The following is a 5,268-nucleotide window of genomic DNA, read 5'->3' on the forward strand; positions in this document are numbered from 1 at the left end:
TTGTAAAAGCAAACATACTAAAAAATTGTAATTTTTAGCTTTTTACTTTTTTTAAAAAAGATTATTTTTTAGTGAATTTCTTTTTTACTTCACTTCTATTTTTTAAAATTCCATTGGCTAAAACAATTAATAAAATAACCACTGCTCCGTAATAAAAAGCAGCGCTCATTTGTTCTTTTTCACCAAATATTATTAAGGCTAAAATAATAGCGTAAACGGGTTCTAAATTTATGGTTAACATCACCGTGTAAGGTGTTATGTATTTCATCACTTTTACCGAAGCAATAAACGCATACGCCGTACAAATACTACTTAAAAGCAGTAAATATAACCAATCGTTTGTTGGTATCTGAAAAAAATCAACAGTAAATTTATGGGTAAAAATCAAATACAAAGTAATGGCTAAAGCTCCAAATAATAATTGATAAAATGAAATAATCTTTGCCTCATATTTTTTGATAAAAATACCATTTAAAACCGCAAATAATGCCGATAAAAAAGCAGATATCAAGGCGTATATAATTCCTAAGGTATATTGACTTTCAAAATTAAAAATTAGGTATAAACCGCCTATAATTAGCATCCCTAATACAATTTCGAGAATGGCTATTTTTCGTTTAAAAAATAAGGGTTCAATAAGTGCTGCAAAAAAAGCGCCTGTACTCATAGTTACTAAGGCTACCGATACGTTTGATACCTTTATCGCTTCAAAAAAAGTAATCCAGTGAACGGCAATAATTACGCCTGAAATAGCAAATTTTAAAAGTCCTTTTTTATCAACTTTAAAGGATGTTTTTTGAAAAAAAAAATAAATAGCTATAAAAACCACCGCCAAACACATTCGATACCAAACTAAGGGTACTGAATCTATTGAAATTAACGCACCAAGTATGGCGGTAAAACCCCAAATAAATACAATGAAATGTAAATGAAGATAGTTTTTTAACTTATTTTCTTCCATTTAAATATAAATAAAGTGAATACAAACCAAAAACGATGTTTGGTATCCACACATTTAGCAAGGCGTTTGCTCCTGCCACCGCTCCTAGTACCTCTGCTACCTTTAAAAAGAATACATAAAGAAACATTAACGAAATACCTAATGCTAAATTAGCCCCTATTCCTCCTCGGGTTTTCTTGTATGCCAAGCCTACCGCAATTAAGGTTAAAATATAACAGGCTATTGGCAAACTGGTACGTTTATACAGTTCAACCAAATACATATTTAAGTTTTTAATCCCTCTATCTTTAGACATTTCTATAAATTTTATTAGTTCTGGCGTTCGCATTTCTTGCGCCATTACATTTTTATAGTTAAAGTCCTTAGGGGTAAAAGCAAAGGTGGTATCTACATTGTTTCCTGAAAAAATACTGTCACGGGCTTTGAAAATTTTTCTTAACTTCCAATTATAAAGCTTAAAAGTACTGTCTTTTTCACTCCAATTAATATTATCGGCCGATAATTGCTGTTTTAATTGAATTCCATCGTAAATTTCGGTGGTAAAATTATAGCCTGTATTTCTTTTTAAATCAAAACTTTGAAGATAAATATACGTACTGTCATTTAATTGTAAACTAAACTCTCTAATGGTATGATCGGAGTATTTTCGCTTTTTTAAATAGGTTCTTTCAAACTTCTTTCTGGTTTTACTACTCGATGGCACAAAAAAATGATTCATCAATAAAGCCACCGAACACACAATTGTTGCTCCTATAAAATAAGGATATAAAAATCGGGTAAAAGATACTTGCGATCCATTTATCGCTACAATTTCGGTATTGTTTGCTAGTTTTGAGGTAAATAATATTACCGCAATAAATAATGCCAAGGGCATAAATGTATTGGCGTAGTAAATAATAAAATTCACATAATAATCATTTACAACCTCAAAAAATGTTAAGGTTTCTTCTCGTAAAAACTTGTCTATTTTCTCGGCAATATCAATAGCTACCGCAATAGGTATTAATATTAATAAGGTGAATAGAAATGTTGCCAAAAAACGCTTTAATATGTACCAATCAAGTATCTTCAAAAAAAAATATTTTATAAACGGTTATCCATTTGTTTGACCATTTTATCTTTCCACTGTACAAAATCGCCAGCAATAATATGCTTTCTAGCTTCTCTTGTAAGCCATAAATAAAACCCTAAATTATGAATAGAAGCAATTTGCTTTCCTAGCATTTCTTTTGCCGCAAATAAGTGGCGTAAATATGCTTTAGAATACATGGTATCTACATAGGTAATTCCCATATCATCAATAGGAGAAAAATCGTTTTCCCACTTCTTATTTTTAATATTGATAGACCCGTGTGCGGTAAATAACATTCCATTACGAGCGTTACGTGTTGGCATTACACAGTCAAACATATCAATACCTAGTGCGATGTTTTCTAAAATATTAATTGGCGTACCAACTCCCATTAAATAACGAGGTTTGTCTTCAGGTAAAATAGCCGTTACAACTTCGGTCATTGCGTATAATTCATCGGCTGGTTCACCTACTGATAATCCTCCAATGGCATTTCCTTCTGCTCCTACGGATGCGATATATTCTGCAGATTGTTTTCTTAAATCTTTATAAGTACTTCCTTGAACAATCGGGAAAAATGCTTGTTTATGCCCGTATTTGAAAGGTACTTTTTCTAAGTGATTTACGCAACGTGTTAACCAACGATGCGTCATGTGCATAGAACGTTTTGCGTAGTTATAATCGCAAGGATATGGCGTACATTCGTCAAAAGCCATGATAATATCAGCACCAATAGTACGCTGAGTTTCCATTACATTTTCTGGTGTAAAAAAGTGCATTGAACCATCAATATGACTTTTAAACTTTACGCCTTCTTCGTTTATTTTTCTTCTTCCTGATAATGAATATACTTGATATCCACCACTGTCAGTTAAAATATTGCGGTCCCAATTCATAAACTTATGCAAACCACCTGCGGCTTCTAAAGTTTTTAATTTTGGGCGTAAGTATAAATGATAGGTGTTTCCTAAAATTATATCGGGGTTTATTTCATCTTTTAGTTCGGATTGATGCACACCTTTTACTGTACCAACAGTTCCTACTGGCATAAAAATTGGTGTTTCAATTGTTCCGTGATCTGTAGTAATAACTCCTGCGCGGGCTTTACTTTTTGGGTCTGTTATTTTTAAGTCGAATTGCATAGGCGACAAATATACGTTTATTTACTAAAAAATAAACGTATGGGGTGTTTTTAGGTTTTTTTTAGCTATTATTTTTTATCCGTTATAAAACGTACTTTATTTACGTCTTCTTGCCGATTTTCCTTTTGCACTTGCTTTTACAGTTCGTATGGTTTTAGGAGAATTTTTTCTAAAAGCAGCACTTTTTTTGTTAACTAGCTCTTTTTTCTTTGCTTTTTTCGCTTGTTTTGCCTGCCCTTTTTGACCTGATTTACTTGCTTGCCTTGCTTGCCTTGCTTGATTTTCTTCCCTTGCTAGCTTGCTTTGCATCAACTTATCACTCTTAAAATCAGAAGCTTCTTCGGTTTTAGACGAACTTGAAATCATTTCATTAATTTCGTTCATTTCCTCTTCGGTTAACTCGCGCCAATCTCCAGATTTTAAATTTCCTAAAGAAACATTCATAATACGATTACGCTTTAATTTAGTTACCTCGTACTCTAAATATTCACACATTCTACGAATTTGACGGTTTAATCCTTGTGTTAAGGTAATTTGAAAGATAAAATCTGTTATTTTTTCAACCTTACATTTTTGAGTTACTGTTCCTAATATCGGTATTCCGTTACTCATTTTAGCAATAAACTCGTCAGTTATTTTTTTATCAACACTAACAATATACTCCTTTTCGTGATTGTTTCCTGCTCTTAAAATTTTATTAACAATATCGCCATCGTTGGTTAAAAAAATTAACCCTTCCGATGGTTTGTCTAAACGACCTATCGGAAATAATCTGTCGGGATGCCCTACAAACTTTACAATATTGTCTTTTTCTCGACTATCGGTCGTACAAACAATACCTACGGGTTTATTTAAAGCGATATAAAGTATCGTTTCTTTTACTATTAAACGTCGGCCATCAACCCGAACGTCATCTCCTTTAGAAACTCGATTTCCTAATTGTGCTACATTTTTATTGATGGTAACTCTACCTGATCTAATATATTTTTCAGCATCTCTACGAGAACAAATCCCGGTACTACTGATAAATTTATTAAGATTTACTGAAACTTTATTGTTGTTTTTTTGATTTTCCATTAGTGCAAAGAAAAAGAAAATCCCCAAGTTTTACTTGAGGATGTTCATTAATTATTATTATTATTTTAAAAAATAATCATTTTTTGGGTACATCGTGCTAAACTTGGGCGTCTATCGTAATCAAAACCAAGGGTTATCATATGTGTTCCGTAATTAAAATTTTGTGTTTTATTTAAATCGATACTAAAACCGTACGACATATATAAATTATTCTTTTTTAAACCTACTAAAGGTGCAATAGCATGAGGCTTAAATAGTTGATCATTTAATGAGGTGTAACTTGCCCCTACCCAAACATAACCATCATAAATACCTTTTCGAACCTTTACGTTCAAATCTGTTCTTGATCTTTTGTCAGATTCATAGTATTCTATAAATATAGAGGGTTCTATTTCTATCTTATTACTAATTCTGGCTAAAACATAGGAAGTATAAAGTGTATAACGCCCTAAAGATTCAGGTTCACTTGTTAATAGATTCTCTATTTTTTTATCTAAAATATTATTTGCGTTTACACTGATACTAAAACGTTCGTAACGGTACAACAGCCCTACATCAAAATTAGAATTTGTTTCTGATTTGTTAGGTACTATTTGCCCTGAATTATTTTGAGAGGTGTCAATACCAAATTGCACAAAATTATAGGTTAATCCGAAGGATAAAAAACTATCGTGAAATTGGCTTAGCGTTAAATGACTTGCCAACGATAATTTAATTCCTTTTTGACTTGTAAACCCATTTTTATCATTAAAAATAGTTATACCGCCACCAAAACGCTCTGCCAAACGAGTGTCTATAATTAACGATTGTGTGTCAGGAGATCCTTTAACCCCAAGCCACTGACTTACCCCATTTAATCGAACCTTAAATTCCGATCCAATACCGGCATAACTTGGCGATATTAAAAATGGATTATCTGCCATGTGGCTTACATATTGTGGTAAATTAATTTCCTGAGCCACTAACTTTACACTACAAATTAGAATACTTATTGTTATGAATATTTTTCTCATTTT

General features: G+C 32.0%; 5 protein-coding genes. All 5 read right to left on the minus strand.

The window, feature by feature from the left end; genetic code table 11:
- Positions 1-61: 61 nt before the first annotated feature.
- The 5 genes from DPIF8902391_RS10940 to DPIF8902391_RS10960 all read right to left on the minus strand — a co-directional run bounded on the left by DPIF8902391_RS10940 (position 62) and on the right by DPIF8902391_RS10960 (position 5,265).
- A complete protein-coding gene (locus DPIF8902391_RS10940; protein ID WP_058885179.1) occupies positions 62-961 on the minus strand; it encodes a DMT family transporter in 900 nt (299 codons plus the stop codon).
- Positions 948-2,033 (minus strand): LptF/LptG family permease, encoded by a 1,086-nt coding sequence (locus DPIF8902391_RS10945; RefSeq protein WP_083501072.1) that lies wholly within the window; start codon positions 2,031-2,033, stop codon positions 948-950. Before DPIF8902391_RS10945 ends, DPIF8902391_RS10940 begins: the two co-directional genes overlap by 14 nt.
- Before the next feature lie 11 nt (positions 2,034-2,044).
- On the minus strand, positions 2,045-3,175 hold the full coding sequence (gene tgt, locus DPIF8902391_RS10950) for a tRNA guanosine(34) transglycosylase Tgt (protein WP_172505840.1): 1,131 nt from the start codon (positions 3,173-3,175) through the stop codon (positions 2,045-2,047).
- A 96-nt stretch (positions 3,176-3,271) separates the two neighbouring features.
- Complete coding sequence (rluF, locus tag DPIF8902391_RS10955) at positions 3,272-4,252, minus strand: 23S rRNA pseudouridine(2604) synthase RluF (RefSeq protein WP_172505841.1); 981 nt, start codon at positions 4,250-4,252, stop codon at positions 3,272-3,274.
- A 65-nt stretch (positions 4,253-4,317) separates the two neighbouring features.
- Positions 4,318-5,265, minus strand: coding sequence for a PorP/SprF family type IX secretion system membrane protein (locus DPIF8902391_RS10960; protein ID WP_172505842.1), 948 nt, complete (start codon positions 5,263-5,265; stop codon positions 4,318-4,320).
- Positions 5,266-5,268: the final 3 nt, after the last annotated feature.

Origin of the sequence: Tenacibaculum finnmarkense genomovar ulcerans, from assembly GCF_900239495.1 — a bacterium.
Lineage (GTDB): Bacteria > Bacteroidota > Bacteroidia > Flavobacteriales > Flavobacteriaceae > Polaribacter > Polaribacter ulcerans.

Bases quoted from the DNA above. Each gene is read 5' to 3' on its own strand.
- DPIF8902391_RS10940 (WP_058885179.1), bottom strand. From the start codon at position 961: ATGGAAGAAAATAAGTTAAAAAACTATCTTCATTTACATTTCATTGTA.
- tgt (WP_172505840.1), bottom strand. From the start codon at position 3,175: ATGCAATTCGACTTAAAAATAACAGACCCAAAAAGTAAAGCCCGCGCA.
- rluF (WP_172505841.1), bottom strand. From the start codon at position 4,252: ATGGAAAATCAAAAAAACAACAATAAAGTTTCAGTAAATCTTAATAAA.
- DPIF8902391_RS10960 (WP_172505842.1), bottom strand. From the start codon at position 5,265: ATGAGAAAAATATTCATAACAATAAGTATTCTAATTTGTAGTGTAAAG.